13 protein-coding genes are annotated in these 17,957 nt (G+C 65.0%); 9 read left to right on the top strand and 4 right to left on the bottom strand.

The window, feature by feature from the left end; all coding sequences use genetic code 11:
- Positions 1 to 20: 20 nt before the first annotated feature.
- The 3 genes from XnspCFBP7698_RS07505 to XnspCFBP7698_RS07495 all read left to right on the top strand — a co-directional run bounded on the left by XnspCFBP7698_RS07505 (position 21) and on the right by XnspCFBP7698_RS07495 (position 6,307).
- Complete coding sequence (locus tag XnspCFBP7698_RS07505) at positions 21 to 2,363, top strand: winged helix-turn-helix domain-containing protein (protein WP_104581372.1); 2,343 nt, start codon at positions 21 to 23, stop codon at positions 2,361 to 2,363.
- Between the two features lie 110 nt (positions 2,364 to 2,473).
- A complete protein-coding gene (locus XnspCFBP7698_RS07500; protein WP_047696928.1) occupies positions 2,474 to 3,367 on the top strand; it encodes a helix-turn-helix domain-containing protein in 894 nt (297 codons plus the stop codon).
- 48 nt (positions 3,368 to 3,415) lie between these two features.
- Complete coding sequence (locus XnspCFBP7698_RS07495) at positions 3,416 to 6,307, top strand: TonB-dependent receptor (RefSeq protein ID WP_199680073.1); 2,892 nt, start codon at positions 3,416 to 3,418, stop codon at positions 6,305 to 6,307.
- Between the two features lie 532 nt (positions 6,308 to 6,839).
- On the opposite strand, the gene XnspCFBP7698_RS07490 is transcribed toward XnspCFBP7698_RS07495, so the two are convergent.
- Both XnspCFBP7698_RS07490 and ppa read right to left on the bottom strand, forming a co-directional pair.
- The gene (locus tag XnspCFBP7698_RS07490; RefSeq protein ID WP_039407294.1) at positions 6,840 to 7,955 is read right to left on the bottom strand and encodes an HDOD domain-containing protein; all 1,116 of its coding nucleotides are present in this window, start codon (positions 7,953 to 7,955) and stop codon (positions 6,840 to 6,842) included.
- A 146-nt stretch (positions 7,956 to 8,101) separates the two neighbouring features.
- The gene (gene ppa, locus XnspCFBP7698_RS07485) at positions 8,102 to 8,638 is read right to left on the bottom strand and encodes an inorganic diphosphatase (protein WP_005990841.1); all 537 of its coding nucleotides are present in this window, start codon (positions 8,636 to 8,638) and stop codon (positions 8,102 to 8,104) included.
- A gap of 197 nt (positions 8,639 to 8,835) precedes the next feature.
- Here ppa and XnspCFBP7698_RS07480 point away from each other — a divergent pair, with 197 nt between their 5' ends.
- On the top strand, positions 8,836 to 9,318 hold the full coding sequence (locus XnspCFBP7698_RS07480) for a hypothetical protein (RefSeq protein ID WP_047696924.1): 483 nt from the start codon (positions 8,836 to 8,838) through the stop codon (positions 9,316 to 9,318).
- Positions 9,319 to 9,590: 272 nt separating this feature from the next.
- Here XnspCFBP7698_RS07480 and XnspCFBP7698_RS07475 read toward each other — a convergent pair whose 3' ends face one another.
- Positions 9,591 to 11,618 carry a sodium-translocating pyrophosphatase gene (locus tag XnspCFBP7698_RS07475; RefSeq protein ID WP_104581370.1) on the bottom strand — a complete coding sequence of 676 codons (2,028 nt, stop codon included), beginning with the start codon at positions 11,616 to 11,618 and terminating at the stop codon, positions 9,591 to 9,593.
- Between the two features lie 247 nt (positions 11,619 to 11,865).
- Between XnspCFBP7698_RS07475 and XnspCFBP7698_RS07470 the strand changes: the two genes are divergently transcribed.
- Both XnspCFBP7698_RS07470 and XnspCFBP7698_RS07465 read left to right on the top strand, forming a co-directional pair.
- Positions 11,866 to 12,390: a hypothetical protein gene (locus XnspCFBP7698_RS07470; RefSeq protein WP_047696920.1), complete on the top strand. Its 525-nt coding sequence runs from the start codon at positions 11,866 to 11,868 to the stop codon at positions 12,388 to 12,390.
- 232 nt (positions 12,391 to 12,622) lie between these two features.
- Complete coding sequence (locus XnspCFBP7698_RS07465) at positions 12,623 to 13,294, top strand: hypothetical protein (RefSeq protein WP_104581369.1); 672 nt, start codon at positions 12,623 to 12,625, stop codon at positions 13,292 to 13,294.
- A gap of 257 nt (positions 13,295 to 13,551) precedes the next feature.
- Here XnspCFBP7698_RS07465 and XnspCFBP7698_RS07460 read toward each other — a convergent pair whose 3' ends face one another.
- Positions 13,552 to 14,808 (bottom strand): 6-phosphofructokinase, encoded by a 1,257-nt coding sequence (locus XnspCFBP7698_RS07460; RefSeq protein WP_104581368.1) that lies wholly within the window; start codon positions 14,806 to 14,808, stop codon positions 13,552 to 13,554.
- 159 nt (positions 14,809 to 14,967) lie between these two features.
- Between XnspCFBP7698_RS07460 and XnspCFBP7698_RS07455 the strand changes: the two genes are divergently transcribed.
- From XnspCFBP7698_RS07455 to XnspCFBP7698_RS07445, 3 genes are all read left to right on the top strand, one after another.
- Entirely contained in the window at positions 14,968 to 15,531 is a 564-nt protein-coding gene (locus XnspCFBP7698_RS07455) for an adenylate kinase (RefSeq protein WP_039407312.1), read from the top strand.
- A 338-nt stretch (positions 15,532 to 15,869) separates the two neighbouring features.
- Positions 15,870 to 17,237 (top strand): UDP-N-acetylmuramate:L-alanyl-gamma-D-glutamyl-meso-diaminopimelate ligase, encoded by a 1,368-nt coding sequence (gene mpl, locus XnspCFBP7698_RS07450; RefSeq protein ID WP_199680071.1) that lies wholly within the window; start codon positions 15,870 to 15,872, stop codon positions 17,235 to 17,237.
- Entirely contained in the window at positions 17,237 to 17,833 is a 597-nt protein-coding gene (locus tag XnspCFBP7698_RS07445; RefSeq protein ID WP_104581367.1) for an LON peptidase substrate-binding domain-containing protein, read from the top strand. The genes mpl and XnspCFBP7698_RS07445 overlap by 1 nt, the downstream gene beginning before the upstream one ends.
- The last annotated feature ends 124 nt before the right edge of the window (positions 17,834 to 17,957 follow it).

Below are 17,957 nucleotides of genomic sequence, written 5' to 3'. Positions count from 1 at the left end.
GTGTTCCTCCCGTTACTGCAATGCCCTCTGGCCGGCTGCGTGTCGGCTCGTGCGTGGTCGACGTTGCCTCGCGCGAAGTGCATGCGCCCGGAGCCAGACGTGTGGCGCGGCTGGCGCCCAAATCCCTGGCGGTCCTGCTGAGCCTGGCGCGGCAGCCGGGGCAGGTGGTCACGCGTGAGCAGCTGCTCGCCGATGTGTGGCCCGATACCTTGCCCACCAACGACGTGGTCACCCAGGCGGTGACGCAGCTGCGCAAGGCGCTGGCCACTCATGGGAGCCAGCGCTCGGAGCACATCGAAACGATTGCCAAGACCGGCTATCGGCTGATGGCGCCGGTGGCGTGGGAGACGGAGAGTGACTCGCTGGTGGCGCAGGTGCCGGGCGCGCATTCGCTGTCGCATGCGCAGGCGCCCTCAGTTCTGGATGCAGCGCTGCCCGCGCCTGCAGCGCGCGTGAGTGCAACAGCGCCGACCATCCCTGTTCCCGCACCGGCGGCAGGTCCATCTTTGCGCGCTGCTACGATGACGCCGCGGCGGCGACGCTGGATGGCTTTGGCGATCGCGGGCGTGGCCTTGCTGGCGGTGCTCGGACTGGCGCTGCGCACGCTCTGGCTGCATGCGCCGGCCGACCCGGTGGCGACATCGAGCGCAGTGCCTGGCAGCCCCAAACGACCGTACCAGGTGATTACCGCAGGCGGCGGATTCGATCTCACTCCCAGCCTGTCGCCGGACGGCCGCATGGTCGCGTATGCATCGTTGACCAGCGATCGTCCGGGGACGTCGATCCTGGTCAAGACGACCGACAACGCCTACCCGCGCGTGCTGGAAACACCGGCGCCCGGCATCTCCGATCGCCTGCCTGCGTGGTCGCCGGACGGCCGTGAGATTGCGTTCTCCAGGCAGGCTCCGGATGGAAGCTGCAGGGTCATGATTGCGGCGGCAAGCGGCCCGGCCGCAGCGCGCGAGGTGGTCCGCTGCGATGGCGCGGACATGCTCAGTTTCAGCTGGTCGCCCGACGGGCGTGCGTTGTTGTTCGGCAGCATGACCGGCGCACAGGAGGGCGCGCGGATTCGGCGCCTGGATCTGGACACCGGGCAGTGGCAGGCGCTGCGCTACAGCGCGGAGCCGGGCGACTTCGACTACGCGCCGCGCTATTCCCCGGACGGGCAGTGGATCGTGTTCCTGCGCAACCCGCAGCTTGGCGACCTGTGGCGGATGCCTGCGCAGGGCGGCACCGCCGAGCGGTTGACGCATGACAATGCCGATATTCGCGGTTGGAGCTGGTTACGCGACGGGAGCGGGCTGGTATTCGGGCGCCGCGTGGATAGCGAGGCGCGTTTGTATCGGCTGGATCTGGTCGATCGCAGCCTGCATGACCTGGGCGTGGACGATGCGCAGGCGCCGGACGTGGCGCACGACCACCTGGTCTTCGTGCAGCGCAAGCCGCAGTTTGGTGTGTATCAGGTCATTCATGACCCCATGAATGGCGGCTACATCCGGCGCCGCCTGTTTCCCTCCAGCGGGCGCGATGACCAGCCGATGATCGCGCCGGACGGTCGCCAACTCATCTTCGCCTCCAACCGCTCCGGTGCATATGGGCTGTGGTGGGGCGACGTCACCCAGCCCAGCTCGGTGCGGCTGATCGAAGGCCTGCGGCCAGATGCGCGGCAGGCGGCGGATTGGTCCGCCGACTCGCGCAAGGTGCTGGTCAGCGGTAGCGATGCCGACGGGCATGCGGCGCTGTTCGAAGTGACCCCGGGGACTGGCAAGGCCGTGCGCCTTGCGGTGCCCCAGGCGCGGCCGTTGCAGGCGATCCATCTTCCCGATCCTGATCGCTTGCTGGTCGTGGCTGCGGCCGACGATGGCCACACCTTCGCCACGCTGTACGACCGCCGCAGTACGCCGTGGCGCGTGCTGGCCACACTGGCGGACGTGTCGCAGCTACGGCTGGACCGGGTCAGCGGGCAGGTGCTGTTCACGCATCTGAGTGGCGGCGGGCTGTGGCAGATCGCGCCGACGCTGGCGGCCGATACGCTGCAGCCGGTGGACCCGCAGCAGCCGACGCGCTGGCGGTATCGCAGCTGGGCGCCCGGAACCAATGGTCAGGTGCACTATCTGTCGTCCAGCGACAGTTGCGCGACGCATGACAGCGAGCTGCGCAGCCAGCATGCGCAATGCCTGGACGTGGCGAAGTTCACCACCATCAACGGCTTCAGCCTCGACCAGCGCAGCGGCGCGATGTATGTCGCGCTGGCGGAAGAGGATGGCAGTTCGATCGCCTATATGGCACTGCCCGAACGTTCGTCTGTCTCCGTCGGCTTCATATCCAACTTGTTGACGATATTGAGAAAAGTCGCCTCGTAATTTATTCGGAAAGGCTTCGGATCGATTTCGGCACACCTTCGTCGGAACTTCCTGACTCACGCCAGATTCGGCAAAACACTGCGCCCTCTTTTGTAAACGGGGCTGCCAACATGCAACAGGTCATCACTGCCGATCGCGGGCTCGCGCTGTCATTGGACGGCGCCAGCGAGTCGACCTCGACCACGTGTCTGGCAGTGTCGCGTCTGGGCAGCATCCGCACGACGTCCGCCACCTTCACGCTGTGGGTGCAGCTGCGCGGCCGTGCCTGGGTGGAATCCAAAGAGGGCCGCTTTCGTCTGCGTGCCGGCGACTGGATCGCCTTCGACAAGGATTCGCACCCCACCGTGCAGGCCGATCGCAGTGCCCTGTGCGTGGGCGTCAGCCTGGATGGCGACAGCCTGCAGTCGCTGGCCGAGTTGACCGATGCCACGCTCTACCCGGGGCGCAGCCACTTGTCGCGCAGTGATCTGCGCATCGCGTTACGGCTCTGGCGCAATGCGGCCCTGCAGAACGGTGGCGCGTCCGCGCGCCCGTTGTTGCTGCACCTGGCGGCGATGCAGCGCGACTTCATCGAACAAGAGCAGCGTTGCCCAGGTCGCTCGCGTAGCCGCCGCCGTCAGGTGTTCGGTCGCATGCAGCGTGCGCGGCTGTACCTGGAAGGCAACAGCGACCGGGTAGTACGCATCAGCGAACTGGCGCAGCTGACCAACTTCTCCAGCTGGTATGTCTCCAAGACCTTCCAGAGCCTGTACGAAGAGAGCCCGCAGGCCTTATCGGCCCGCTTGCGCCTGGAGCGCGCCTCCGACTTGTTGCGCGATACCTCGATGATGATCGGCGAAGTGGCAGCCGCCAGCGGCTTCGACAATTGCTGCAGTTTTGCGCGTGCATTTCGTGCGCGCTTTGGTGTCTCCGCATCGCACTACCGCGACCAGGCGACCAATCCGCCAGATTCGGCAAAGCCACGTAACGTGACGCGCAAAGCGACGGCGTTCACGCAATCGTAATTTGCACAGGGGCGCTTAACGCGCCACTAACGAACCCTGGAGAGATTGATGAACCTTCGCACTTCCGCAGTGCGGCTGGGCCTTTTGCCCGCCGGTATTGCGATCGCGTTGACGCCGGCTTTTGCCGCCAATGCACAAGAGCAGTCCGCCGCCCCGTCGACCACGACGCTGGACCGCATCGAAATCACCGGCTCGCGCATTCGCTCGGTCGACGTCGAAACCGCACAGCCGGTATTCACCGTCTCCCAGCAGGACATCCAGAAGTCCGGCCTGGTGAGCGTTGGCGACATCCTCCAGAACCTGTCGATCGCCGGTACGCAGACTTACAGCAAGGCTGCCGTGCTGACCTCGGACCCGGAACAGGGCGGCCAGTACGTCAATCTCTACAACCTGAACGAAAACCGCACCCTGGTGTTGGTGAACGGCAAGCGTTGGACCAGCAGCCTGAACGGCCTGACCGACATGTCCACCATTCCCAGCTCGCTGATCGAGCGCATCGAAGTCCTGAAGGACGGCGCCTCGGCGATCTACGGCTCCGATGCCGTTGCCGGTGTGGTCAACATCATCCTGCGCCAGAACTATGACGGCGCGGAAGCGTCGGCGTATTTCGGCCAGAACGGTCGTGGCGACGGTTCCAAGGAGCAGTACTCCTTCACCGCCGGCACCACCACCGACCGTGCCTCGCTGGTGTTCGGTGCCAACTACACCAATGAAGATCCGGTTTGGGCCAAGGATCGCGCGCTGACCCGTTATTCGGCCGGCCCGAACCACATCGAAGACAGCCTGAGCGCGACCGGTCCGTGGGGCCGTTTCACTTCTAACGGCGAAACCTACATCCTCAACCACACCGGTTCGTTCGACGGCCGTGGCGTGGGTGCGGATTCGCGCAACATCGCCAACTACCACAACGACATCACCACCGACGACTACTACAACTCCGTCGACCAGATGATGTTGCAGCAGTCCAGCCGCAACAAGTCGATCTTCACCACCGGCAGCTACAACCTGACCGACAGCCTGACCTTCAAGTCGACTGCGATGTACTCCGAGCGCGACTCGAACCGTCAGATCGCCGGCTACCCGCTGCAGGCGTCTTCGCAGCCGCAGTTCCCGGTCGCCATCAGTGGCAGCAGCTACTACAACCCGGTCGGCCAGGACATCACCAGCTGGTTCCGCCGCACCATCGAACTGCCGCGCACCACCGAAAGCAACGTCAAGACCCTGCATTTCGATGCGGCGCTGGAAGGCGTATTCGACGTTGGTAGCCACGGCTGGAACTGGGACGTGGGCTTCAACTACAACAAGTACGATGTGACGCAGGTGTCGCGCGGCAACATCAACTTGCTGGCGCTGCAGAAGGCACTGGGTCCTTCGTTCCTCAATGCGCAGGGTCAGGTGCAGTGCGGTACCGCAGCGGCTCCGATCGCCCTGGGTACCAGCAATGCGCTAGGTCAGTGCACCCCGTTCAACATCCTGGGTGGCCCGTCGGCCTCCACGCCGAACGCGCTGCAGTACATCAATGCGCTGGGTCAGGCAACGCAGCAGAGCCTGAGCAAGCAGTGGACCGCCAACGTCACCGGTGGCCTGTTCGATCTGCCGGCCGGTGAGCTGGGCTTCGCCGCAGGCGTCGAACACCGCGAAATCAGCGGTTACGACTATCCGGATCAGCTGTCCAGCGCCGGTTACACCACCGACCTGGCTGCACAGGCCACGGAAGGTCGCTACCAGACCAACGAAGCCTACCTGGAGCTGTTGATCCCGGTGTTGAAGGATCTGCCGGGCGCCAAGGAACTGTCGTTCGACGTGGCTGCGCGTTACAGCAACTACAGCCGTTTCGGCGACACCACCAACAGCAAGTTCAGCTTCACCTGGAAGCCGATCGACGACCTGCTGGTGCGTGGTACCTACTGCACCGGTTTCCGTGCGCCGACGCTGTCGGACACCTTCGGTGGCGGCTCGCAGACGTTCGATACCTTCACCGATCCGTGCGACGCCACCTTCGGCTCCCTGGGCAACGCAGGCGTGGCAGCACGCTGCGCCGGCGAAGGCCTGCCGGCCGGTTACCGTCAGACCGACACCGCGGGCAACCCGGTGACCCGTCGCGACGTGCAGGGCAACGCGCCGTTCAATTCGGGCGTGGGCAACGCCGAGCTTGAGCCGGAATACAGCATCACCCGTACCGTGGGCATGGTGTACAGCCCGCATTGGGTGCAGGGCCTGGATTTCTCGCTGGACTGGTATCGCATCTCGATCTCCAACATCATCACTTCGCTCACTGCCAATGATGTGTTGAACAACTGCTACCTCAACAACCTGGCCAGCTACTGTGCCGACTACGGTCGCGACCCGATCAGTGGTCAGGTCACCACGCTGAGCCGCGGTAACGTCAACCTGGGTCGTCTGGAAACCGAAGGCTACAACTTCGGCGTGCGTTACCGCATGCCGGAAACCGCCTACGGCAAGTTCGCCGTCAACCTGGACACCAACTACCTGGCAACCTACAAGTCGCAGGCGGAAGCCGGCGCAGAGTGGGCAAACTCGGCCGGTTACTGGAACTTCCCGCGCGTGCGTGCCACCTTGGGTCTGGACTGGTCGCTGGGTTCGCTGTCGGCCAACTGGAACCTGCGTTACTACGGCGGTTTCCGTGATTACTGCTGGGATGCAGCGGCAGGCATCGAGTGCAACAACCCGAACTACCAGACGCCGAATCCGGGCTGGGGCGGCGGCACCGGTTCCAACAAGAAGGGCTCGATCTCCTATCAGGACGTCTCGGTCACCTGGCAGGCTCCGTGGGACGGCAGCGTGACCGTCGGCGCCCGCAACATCTGGAACAAGCAGCCGCCGATCACCTATTCGATTACCAACAGCAGCACCGCGGCGATCGATCCGATGCTCGACTACGACCGCTTCCTGTTCGTGCAGTACAACCAGCGCTTCTGATCATCGAAGCGATGTAAGTGTGTCGAAAAAAGCGGGCCGAAAGGCCCGCTTTTTTGTGCCCGCCACTGAGCGGGCCTTCCGTGCGGCGTGCCTATGAGGCGCGCTGGTGAGCGCCAAGCTGCTGCATCTCCGGTGCGATGCGTACGCGCTGCTCCAGCGCCTGTGGAGGGCTCGCTGCGACACCACAGCGGTGCGTGGGGGATTTACGATTGTCCGACTGCGTATGAGCAGTCCGATATGGACTGATGCCGGTTACCAGCGTCACCACCGCAGGTGCCTGAAGCCATGGCTGGTGCCATGCTTGGTCCAAAGGCCAATCGCTACCGCGTTGGGATGGATTCGGCTGCATCATTGCAGGGTCTGCATGTCCGTGGGGTCCTGCCACGCGCGGAGTTGCTGACCCTGCAGGCCGGCGCCCTTCAGATGTGCATCGTGCATCCTGCCCGCGTCACGCTGTGGCGAAACACCAAAAGAAAAAGGCGCGATGTCATCGCGCCTTTCGTCCTTCTATCGCCGTCTTTACCGTCGCCGCTTACGCTTCGGCAAGCCCCAGCAAGGTATCGGCCTGCTCGCGCCAGGCCGGCAGGCGGGTGATCACGCCCACCTTGGACAGATACTCTTCGTCCACCGCCTCGCCGCTGGCCAGTGCGGTGGCCACGTGCACCGCGCCGGTGACCCAGAAGCTGCGCAGGCTGGAGCGCTGCGGATGCCGATGGAACGCCACTGCCTCGATGATCGGCATCGGCAGGCCCCATAGGCCCAGCAGATACGCGCCGGCTTCGGTGTGGCCCAGGCGCTCGTCGCCGCCTTCCAGCAGCGGCTCGCGCTCGTCGCGCACGCCGGGCAGCAGCAGGCCGATATCGGCCAGCAGGGCCGCCGTGGACCCCAACTCTGCACTGGTCGGTGGCAACACCTTTGCTGCCAGTCGCGAAGAGAGCAGGGCGCGACGCTGCATCGCGCTACGCTCGGCCGGGGTCAATGTCTGTACCGAGAAGACTTCGCTCGCCAGCACCAGGTCGCGCAAGGTCGCCACGCCCAGACGGGTCACCGCAGTCCGCAGGTCGGTGATGCTGCGGCCGCCGGAAAAGAACGCCGAATTGCACAATTGCAGCACCTTAGCCGCAATCGCCGGGTCGCCGGCGATCAACTTGGCGATGTCGGCCGCATCAGCGCCATCGTCTTCTTCCAGCGCGTGCATCAGACTCAGATACAGATGCGGCGGCGAGGGTAGTTTTTCGATGCGCCCGATGGCAGCGCGCAAGCGCGGGTTGCTGAGCAGATCGCGCAGTTCTTCCAGGCTGGTCACCGCCTCGAGCAGCACTTCCGGGGCCAGTGGCATCGGCAGGAAACGATGGGCCACGCCAATGATGCGGGCTGGCGGCGTGCGCTGGCCATCCTGCGCATCGATCAGTGCGATCCGGATGGTGTCCGGGCGCAAGGTGCGGATCTGCCCCAGCAAGGTGGCGGCAGTCAGGTCCGGCAACACCGGTGCAACGATGACCGCATCGAACGGCGACAACGCGGCAGCTTCGATCGCCGAATTTCCATCGGCCACCTGCTGCGCCTGCCACTGATCGCCGAGATCGGCGACATAGTCGATCAGGTCGGACGGAAGACTGGCTTCGTCCCCAACAAACAGAATACGCAAGACACTTCCCCAGAAGTCACCGGCGGCGGACGCCGGCCAAACGCAGTCGGCAAATGTACCCAATCTGCCGAAGGCGGTCACCGGGATCACGGCAAAAGCGTGATCCCGGTCGCTCCGCAGTGCGGAGCAGTGTCACAGCCAACGGCTCAGGGCGCGTCGGAATTATAGCGTTCGACCGACTCGACCAGGATGCGCTTGGCCTCGGCCGCGCCGCCCCAACCGTCGAGCTTGACCCACTTGCCCTTCTCCAAGTCCTTGTAATGCTCGAAGAAGTGGCCGATGCGCTCCATCCAGTGGCTGGAGACCTGGTTGATGTCTTCGATGTGCGCGTAGCCGGAGAAGATCTTCTCGATCGGCACCGCCAGGATCTTTTCGTCGCTGCCCGCTTCGTCGCTCATGCGCAGCACGCCGACCGGACGGCAACGCACCACCGAGCCCGGGACCAGCGGCAGCGGCAGCACCACCAGCACATCGGCCGGGTCGCCATCGCCGCACAGGGTGTTGGGCACGTAGCCGTAGTTGCAGGGGTAACGCATCGGGGTCGACAGGATGCGGTCCACGAAGATCGCGCCGCTGGCCTTGTCCACTTCGTACTTGACCGGTTCCGAATCCTTGGGGATTTCGATGACTACATTGATTTCTTCCGGCAGATTCTTGCCAGAGGTGACCAGTTCAAGGCCCATGCGGGTAGCTCCGAGACGTCAGCAGTGTGTGGAGCGCGATTCTACGCGTTCGGCTGTTGCGCTGCAGCGACACTGAATGGGCAGTCTTCTGAGGGGGCGATGCGGCATAGCCCGCATTCATCGCGAGTGGCTTCCCGATCGCTGCGAACGGGCCGGCGGCGCAGGCTGCAGGCTCATCCACCGCTCGGGAAATCGTCATGACCAGGCTCACGCGTTTGCTCGTCGTCTTGCTGCTGTCTCTCGCTGCACAGGTTGCCGCCGCGGCAACACCACCGCCAACGTATGTCGATGCGGTGGACTGGCCGGCCAATGGCGAGGGCTGGGAGGCGTTCATCGATCTGGAGCAGCGGCTCGACCGGGATTTCGACGATATCTGCGGCGACACCTTCTGCGGTGGCGAATTCAGCGACTACCAACCACTACGCTTTCGCTGCTCGGTCCACCGCGTCACCGGCGTGGTGCGCAGCTGCATCTGGACCTTCGGTGCCAGCGAGGTCAGCGTCGACCCTGGCAGTGGCTACCTGCGTTCGGATAGCCGAGTCTGGCGTTGCACGGCGCCCTTGAAGGCCGGTACCCACCTGGACGAGCTGTATCGCACGTTGGCGGTGACCAATCCGCTGTTCGAACCGTTGCCGGGCGGCGCACCGCCGATTTACGACGGCTTGATCGGCTGCCTGTGACCGATGGTCGCGACGCGCGCTTTTCGGGCGAGTCAGGGCTCTCCAGCCAGAGCCGCGTGTCCGGCGGCAGGTGAGTGGTGACACGACGGGACCATCGTCATGCGGGTCGGCCCTGCCTGGGCGCAGGCGCGGGCAGGGACCCTGCCTCCGTCATGGCGCTCCAAGCGTTGCCGTTGATCGCCATAGGATTCGCACAGGCCGCAGGCTCCGTGCCTGCGCCCTGTGCAGCCGGTAAGGTGGCGCCAGGTCCCGCAACCCCGGTGACCACCTGCCTACAGCAGCGGCACCAGCAGCAGGGCCACGATATTGATGATCTTGATCAACGGGTTGATGGCCGGCCCTGCGGTGTCCTTGTAAGGGTCACCCACGGTGTCGCCGGTGATTGCCGCCTTGTGCGCCTCGCTGCCCTTGCCGCCGAAGTGACCATCCTCGATGTACTTCTTGGCATTGTCCCAGGCGCCGCCGCCGGTCGTCATCGAAATTGCCAGGAACAGGCCGGTGACAATCGTGCCGATCAGCAAACCGCCCAACGCGCGTGGTCCGAGCAGTAATCCGACCACGACCGGAACCACGACCGGCAACAGCGAAGGCACGATCATTTCGCGGATGGCCGAGCGGGTCAGCATGTCCACCGCACGGTCGTATCGTGGCTTGGCGGTGCCGGCCATGATGCCGGGGATCTCACGAAACTGGCGGCGTACCTCTTCCACCACTGCACCTGCAGCACGGCCGACTGCTTCCATCGCCATCGCACCGAACAGATACGGAATCAATCCACCGATCAGCAATCCGATGATCACCGTGTGGTCGGACAGGTCGAAGGCGAAGACCTGGCCGGGATTGGCGGCCTGCAGGTTGTGGGTGTAGTCGGCAAACAACACCAGCGCTGCAAGTGCGGCCGAGCCGATCGCATAGCCCTTTGTGACCGCCTTGGTGGTGTTGCCCACCGCATCCAGCGGGTCGGTGATATCGCGCACTTCCGGCGGCAGCTCGGCCATCTCCGCGATGCCGCCGGCGTTGTCGGTGATCGGGCCATAGGCGTCAAGCGCCACGATCATACCGGCCATCGACAGCATTGCCGTGGCGGCGATCGCAATGCCGTAAAGGCCTCCAAAGTGGAACGCACCCCAGATGGCCGCACACACTGCAATGACCGGCAGCGCGGTGGACTTCATCGAGATGCCGAGTCCGGCGATGATGTTGGTGCCGTGGCCAGTGGTACTCGCCGCTGCAACGTGCTGCACCGGTGTGTATTGCGTGCCCGTGTAGTACTCGGTGATCCACACGATCAGCCCGGTGAGTACCAGGCCGATCAGCGCGCAGACATACAATGCGGCAGCGCCATGGAGGTTGTCGCGCATCAGCGACTGGGTGATCGGCCAGTAGGCCAGCGCAGCCAGCACGCCGGACACGATCACGCCCTTGTAAAGCGCTCCCATGATCGAGCCACCGGCTTTGACCTTGACGAACGTTGCGCCCACGATCGACGCGATGATCGACACGCCACCGAGCACCAGCGGATACAGCACGGCGTGCGGGCCGGCCTCGGCGAGCGTCAGGCTGCCGAGCAGCATGGTGGCGATCACGGTGACTGCATAGGTCTCAAACAGATCCGCGGCCATGCCGGCGCAGTCGCCCACGTTGTCGCCGACATTGTCCGCAATCACCGCCGGGTTGCGCGGGTCGTCCTCGGGAATGCCGGCTTCGACCTTGCCGACCAGATCCGCGCCCACGTCCGCGCCCTTGGTGAAGATGCCGCCGCCCAGGCGCGCGAAGATCGAAATCAACGACGACCCGAAGGCCAGCCCGACCAATGCATGCAGGTTCTGCTCCAACGGCAGTCCCATGGCCTGCAGCACCGCGTAGTAGCCGGCCACGCCGAGCAGGCCCAGCCCCACCACCAGCATCCCGGTGATCGCGCCGCCGCGGAAAGCCACATCCATCGCCTTGCCGATCCCCTGCCGCGCGGCCTCGGCGGTGCGCACATTGGCACGCACCGAGACATTCATTCCGATATAGCCGGCCAGCCCCGACAACACGGCACCCAGTGCGAACCCGATTGCGGTGTACCAGCTCAGAAAAAGTCCGACCAACACGAACAGCACACCACCGGCAATCGAGATGGTGAGGTACTGCCGGTTGAGATACGCGCGCGCACCTTCCTGGATCGCCGCGGCGATCTCCTGCATTCGCGTGTTGCCGCTCGGCTGGGCGACCACCCAGCGCGCCGACACGATTCCATAGACGATTGCCAAGACCGCACAACCCAGCGCGAGCAACAACCCGTAGTGTTCCAGCATGACCCCTCCCAGAGAATGGATGTCATCCGGTCGGGACGAACCAGGGGCGATGCACGCGACGAGTGACAGCCAATACGGACTCGACGGCCGCAAGGGCCACAATGCGCGTCGCGATGTTCAGTTGGCCGGATCGCGATCGAGTATGCGCCGCGCCTTGCAGACCCGCCACCCTCAGGGCTTTGGCGCGTGGTTCAGTTGTCACGTGACAGCCTGCGGCCAACGTGATCGAGCCGATCCAGGAGTCTCCATGTCGAACCCTACCGCGTCCAGGCATGCCGCGCTGCTTGCCACCCTGCTGCTGACCGGCAGCGCATTCGCCGCAGAGCCTGCGCCAGAGTTGAAGGCGCGTGCGCCCGGTACCGCGCAAGCTGTCGGTGCCGTGCATACCTTGCGACAGATCCCGGAAGCCTGTGCACGCCTTGAAGGCGTGTTCACCGGCAACGCCGCGCAGCCGTACACCTTGTCTGTCGTGCGGAGCAGCCCCAACTGCCAGCCCCGCGCACGCTTCGTGGACTACGCCAAGGCCGCTCCCAGCGTCGCGTCGGGCTGGATTTACAACGACGTGATCCGCGTCCCCAGCGCCGCCTGCCCAAGTCAGCAGGCAGTGGTGCGCATCTGGCGCAAGCCGGTGGACGCCAAGCCGCAACTCGACGGCCAGGGCCAGTCGCGTATCTATTTGGAAGACGCCAAGCAGCAGGCTGCTGCAGGCAAGATCCCGCAGGTGCCGATGTTCGCTGCGCAGCAAGTCATGGAAGGCAAAGCCTGCCAGTGAGGTAAAGCTGGGTGACTGCAGTGATACCGCCTCCGGCGCGCCCGTGGAGGAGGGAAGCCCCTTCATCAGACGGCCCATTCCCTGGCAGTAACGCCAACCCAATGCCCGGCTGATGCCTGCTGCCAGGCAGGGCCAGGCCCGGCGACGTGTCTGGACCTGCCTGTTGCGATGCCGAGCCGGCGGTCTGTGTCACGTCGACGGCGGTCCAGTGCGTCTTTATCGAATAACCCGCATGAAGCAATTGCGTCATTTCCCCGTGCTGCTGGTGGCCCTCGCGCTGTGGCATCCGTTGTCGGCGCGTGCAGCGGCCAGCATGGTCGTCGACGATGCGGGCGTTACGCCGCGTGGCCAGTGTCAGTTGGAGGCGTGGTGGCGGGCAATGCCGGCCAGTGCGTCAAGCACGCTTGTGCCGGCTTGCAATGTCGCTGGCACGGAGATCGCCATGGGCCTCAGCACTATGCGGCACGGTGCGACGTCCGTGGATATCGGCGCAAAGCGGGTCCTGCGCGATCCCGATCACCACGTCCTGGGCCTGGCGTTGTCAGTGGGCATGCAACGGTCGTGGCAGGATCCACACCAACGTGCCAGCTACATCACGGTGCCGTTGACCTGGTCATTCGGCGAGGCCGCGGCCACGCGACTCCACCTCAATGCCGGCCTCGTTGCATCCCATGCCGGGCCAGACACTACCAATGCTGGTATCGGAGTCGAGCGCACCGTCACCGCGTCATGGATCGTGCTGGGCGAGGCGTTCGTCGACGATCATCGCGGGCAGGGGGGGCAAGTCGGACTGCGCAGGCTAGTAGGCAAGGCATCCAGCATCGATCTGGTCGCCGGCGGTGACCGTCTCAACGCACCACGTGGATGGATCACGCTGGGCATCAACGTGGCGATGGCGCCATAACGCCGCTCGCCGGATCGAGGCGCGAGGCACAGCTGGGTGTGCATCTGTCGCTGCCGGCGTCCTGGCGCCGAGCTGCAATGCGAAAACATCGGCGCGGCGCTCGGCTGCCTGCTACTGGTCTAGCCTGAAGGCGTCCCTGAAAGGGAAAGGCCGATATCGACGGACCATCAAACTGCGTTACCGACGCACCGTATGCCAGCGTCTGTCGGTCCTGGTGCCGACGCATCGGCCCCAGGAGCACAGCCGCCTGCCTGAGCTCAGCCCTCCCACATCGGCAACTTCTTCGTCACCGCCACATTCTTCAGGCTGACGTATTTGGGCAACCCATCGCTACCGTAGGCCAGCGGGGCTTCGCCCTTGATCAACGGGGCGAAGTAGCGGCGCGCCTTCTCGGTGATGCCGAAGCCGTCCTTGCGTAGAAAACTGGGCGGCATCTTCTTTTCGTGGTTGGCCACTTTGTGCAGGGGAGCGGGCACGATCTTCCAGCGGTACGGGGCATCGCTGACGCGTTCGATCACCGGGATGACGGCATTCATGCCCTTGAGCGCATATTGCACGGCGGCCTTGCCGACGGCTTGCGCCTGTTCCCAATCGGTCTTGGATGCGAGGTGGCGTGCGGAACGTTGCAGGTAGTCGGGCAGCGTCCAGTGCACCTTGTAGCCGAGTTCCTGTTTGACCTGTGCGGCCAGGAACGAGGCGACGCCGCCGAGTTGTGCGTGGCCGAACGAGTCGGCCGCGCCGCCTGCGTCGGCGACGAACTTGCCGTGCGCATCCTGGATGCCTTCGCTGGCCACCACCACGCACCAGCCGATCTTGTCCACCACCTGCTTCACCTTGGCCAGGAAGGCGGCCTGATCAAAGGCGCGTTCGGGCAGCAGGATGATCTGCGGTGCGTCGTCGGGGCCTTGCCCGGCCAGGCCTGCCGCGGCGGCCAGCCAGCCGGCGTGGCGGCCCATCGCTTCATAGATGAAGACCTTGGTGGAGGTGTCGGCCATGGCGGCGACATCCAGTGCGGCCTCGCGCACCGACACCGCGGTGTACTTGGCCGCCGAGCCGAAGCCGGGGCAGGTGTCGGTCACAGCGAGGTCGTTGTCGATGGTCTTGGGCACGCCGATGCAGTGCAGCGGGTAGCCGTAGGCCTTGGCGAGTTGCGAAACCTTCCAGGCGGTGTCGGCCGAATCGTTGCCGCCGTTGTAGAGGAACCAGCGCACGTCGTGCGCGCGTAGCACCTCGAGCAGGCGCTCGTACTTGGCGCTGTCTTCTTCCAGCGACTTGAGCTTGTAACGGCAGGAGCCGAAGGCGCCACCCGGTGTCTGCGCCAGGGCGGCAATGGCTGCGGCGGATTCCTTGGATGTGTCGATCAGCTCCTCGCGCAGCGCGCCCAGGATGCCGTTGCGGGCGGCCAGCACCTTGACCTTGCGCGCACGCGCCTCGGTGATCACGCCGGCGGCGGTGGCGTTGATGACAGCAGTGACGCCGCCGGATTGGGCATACAACAAGTTGCCAGTGGTCATAGGGGGACAGGCTCCTCACATGGAAACATGGCGCAGGGGACAGTGCCGGGACATTCCCCGGATGCGGTAAGCTGCACGACCATACGGTCAGCGCTGGCGAAGGCTTGAGTCTAACGCCGCCAACCGCAACGCGTTTTTATTCGAAAGTGGAGTCCACTGATGCGATTGGTTCTGTTGGGACCGCCCGGTTCGGGCAAGGGCACCCAGGCGACACGTCTCAAAGACACGTTTGACATCCCGCACATTTCCACCGGCGACCTGTTGCGCGCCGAAGTGGCCGCCGGCTCGCCGCTGGGTCTGAAGGCCAAGGAAGTGATGGCACGCGGCGATCTGGTCTCCGACGACATCCTGCTCGGCATGCTGGAGGCGCGCCTGGGCCAGGCCGATGTGGCCAAGGGTTTCATCCTGGACGGCTACCCGCGCAACGTGGCCCAGGCCAATGCGCTGGATGCATTGCTCAGCAAGATCGGTCAGCCACTGGATGCGGTGGTACAGCTGGACGTGGCCAGCGAACTGCTGGTCGAGCGTATCGCCGGCCGCGCCAAGGCCGAAGGCCGCGAAGACGACAACCCGGAATCGGTGCGCAAGCGCCTGCAGGTCTATACCGATTCCACCGCGCCGGTGATCGGCTTCTATGAGCAGCGCGGCAAGCTGGCACGCGTGGATGGCGTGGGCTCGCTGGATGAAGTGCTGGAGCGCATCAGCAAGGCGCTCGGCCGCTGAGTCGACACGGACCGGGCGCAAGGCCCGGTCCCTTGCAGTCACCGCGCTGCCATCTGCGCCCGCAATCGGTTCGCCCAAAAGAAAAACCCCGGGCGTACGAGACGACCGGGGCAGAATAACGCCAGTAATGGGCTTGCTCAGAGCCCCGACAGCATGAGCTCCCTGGGGATTTGGCCTCTTGGGGAGTAGGACCAAAGGGTGCTGCGACTGGCGTTCAGCATAGTGATGGATGTGACGCAGTTCGCATATCGGGAAATTCCCGACAGTACGGTAGGGGTTTCCTGACGGCTGGAGGTGGCGCGGACTGGAATGTCCCGCAACTCCGGCGATCGGCGACAATGTACGGCATGACCAAACTCCACATCCTCGGCATCGCCGGGACTTTCATGGGCGGTGTGGCCGCCCTGGCACGTGAGCTGGGCTGGCAGGTGGAAGGCAGCGACCAGGCCATCTATCCGCCGATGTCCACCCAGCTGGAAACGCTGGGCATCGCGCTGACGCAGGGGTACGCGCCCTCCAACATCTCGCCGGACGCCACCGATGTGGTGATCGGCAATGCGCTGTCGCGTGGCAATCCGGCTGTGGAAGCGGTGCTGGATGCCGGCCGCCGCTACACCTCCGGTGCGCAGTGGCTGGCCGAGCGGGTGCTGCCGGGCCGCGACACGCTTGCGGTCGCCGGCACCCATGGCAAGACCACCACCACCACCATCCTGAGCTACCTGCTGGAGGCGGCCGGGCGTGCGCCGGGCTTTCTGATCGGTGGGGTGGCCGAAGATTTCGGCGTGTCGGCACGGCTGGGCCAGGGGCGCGAATTCGTGGTGGAAGCCGACGAGTACGACACCGCGTTCTTCGACAAGCGCAGCAAGTTCGTGCACTACCGGCCGCTGGTGGCGATCCTCAACAACCTGGAATACGACCACGCGGACATTTTTCCTGACGTGGCGGCGATCCAGCGCCAGTTCCATCATCTGGTGCGCACGGTACCGGCGCGTGGCCGTCTGATCGTCAACGGCGAGGACGCGCGCCTGGCCGAGGTGTTGGCGATGGGCTGCTGGACGCCGGTGGAACGCTTCGGGTTCGACGCAACGCTCGAGTGGAGTGCACGCCTGATCGAAGCCGATGGCAGCGTGTTTGCGGTACTGCATCGTGGCGTGGAGATCGGCCAGGTGCGCTGGCCGCTGGTGGGCCGGCACAACGTACTCAACGGCCTGGCTGCCCTGGCGGCCGTGCATGCGGTGGGCGTGGATCCGGCGACGGTGATGCCGGCGCTGGCACGTTTTCAGAGCGTCAAGCGGCGGCTGGAAGTGCTGGGCCGGGCGCGCGACATCACTGTCTACGATGACTTTGCACATCATCCCACCGCCATTGCGACCACCTTGCAGGGACTGCGCGCGAAAGTGGGTGCGGCGCGCGTGCTGGTGGCGATGGAGCCGCGCAGCAACTCGATGCGGCTGGGCGCGCACGCGCAGGCGTTGGCGCCGTCGTTGCACGACGCAGATGCGGTGGTGTTCCTGCATCGGCCCGAGTTGCCCTGGGATGCGGCGCCGATCATCGCGCAGGTGCGTGGCGATGCACGCGTGGCGCACGATGTGGACGCATTGCTGCAGACGCTCGGCCACATTGCGCAGCCGGGGGACCACGTGGTGTTCATGTCCAACGGCGGGTTCGATGGTGCGCCGCGTCGTTTTCTGGCGCAGTTGTCCTGATGGCACCGGTCACCGCCAGTGCCGAAACCAGCGCCCTGCCGCTGTTTCCGCTGCACAACGTGCTGTTGCCCGGCGCTGCGATGGGGCTGCGCGTGTTCGAACGCCGCTACCTGGATCTGGTGCGCGAATGCGGGCGCAACGGTACCAGTTTCGGTGTGTGCCTGATTCTGGATGGCAACGAAGTCGGGGCACCGGCGACGCCGGCCGCATTTGGCACCAAGGTGCGCATCGAGGATTTCGATGTCGGGGCCGATGGAGTGCTGGTGCTGCGGCTGCGTGGCACGCGGCGCTTTCATGTACAGCGCTCGCGTATCCGCGACAACGGTCTGGTGGTGGGCGAGGTGAGCTGGTGCGAGCCCGATCCCGACGACGAATTGCGCCCCGAGCATGGCCTGTTGGCAACCGTGCTGGAGCGCATGCTCGAGCAGGTCGGTGGCGAATTCGCATCGGTGGGCCCGGGCCTGCTGGATCAGTCTGCGTGGGTGGGGTGGCGGCTGGCCGAGTTGTTGCCGTTGACCGAACAACAACGTCTGTCGCTGTTGCAGCAGGACGATCCGCATCGGCGCCTGGACCAATTACTGGACTGGATGCCGTAAGCGAGCCATGCGCCTGCGCGCGTGCTTCCCTCACCGCGCTTGCACCGCTGCAACGGCACAATCGCCGCGCTTGAGTGCGCTAGTGATGGCATCCACGCACCGGATGCGCGTCATCGCGGCACGC

Source organism: Xanthomonas sp. CFBP 7698, from assembly GCF_003600855.1.
GTDB classification, from domain to species: Bacteria; Pseudomonadota; Gammaproteobacteria; order Xanthomonadales; family Xanthomonadaceae; genus Xanthomonas; species Xanthomonas cannabis.
Note: the sequence above shows the minus strand (reverse complement) of the source record. Positions and strands in the feature narration are given on the sequence as shown.